The organism is Streptomyces composti (assembly GCF_012034205.1).
GTDB classification, from domain to species: Bacteria; Actinomycetota; Actinomycetes; order Streptomycetales; family Streptomycetaceae; genus Streptomyces; species Streptomyces composti.
In genome coordinates this window covers 1-494 of the sequence record NZ_JAATEM010000092.1, presented here as the reverse complement: position 1 = coordinate 494, position 494 = coordinate 1, and the positions used below count along the sequence as shown (strand labels likewise).

Annotated in this window: 1 protein-coding gene; it reads right to left on the bottom strand. The window is 68.2% G+C overall.

Going from position 1 to position 494, the window contains the following annotated elements:
• A partial coding sequence (locus HCJ93_RS29070) for an alpha-amylase family glycosyl hydrolase (RefSeq protein ID WP_240968010.1) occupies positions 1-494 on the bottom strand: 494 nt, incomplete at both ends.

Here is a 494-nt window from a genome sequence, read left to right as displayed (position 1 = left end):
GGCGTCCACTGCATGGGGGTGCGCACCGCGTCGCGGTCGCCGAGCCAGATGTTGTCGCCCATGCCGATCTCGTCGCCGTAGTACATCACCGGCGATCCGGGCAGGGAGAGCAGCAGGGCGGTGAAGAGCTCGATCTGGTTGCGGTCGTTGTCCAGGAGCGGGGCGAGGCGGCGGCGGATGCCGATGTTGGCGCGCATGCGGGGGTCCTTGGCGTACTCCGCCCACATGTAGTCGCGTTCCTCGTCGGTGACCATCTCCAGGGTCAGCTCGTCGTGGTTGCGCAGGAAGATGCCCCACTGGCAGCCCGAGGGGATCGCGGGCGTCTTCGCCAGGATCTCCGAGACGGGGTAGCGGGACTCGCGGCGCACCGCCATGAAGATGCGCGGCATGACGGGGAAGTGGAACGCCATGTGGCACTCGTCGCCGCCCACCCGGTAGTCACCGAAGTAGTCGACCACGTCCTCCGGCCACTGGTTGGCCTCGGCCAGCAGCAC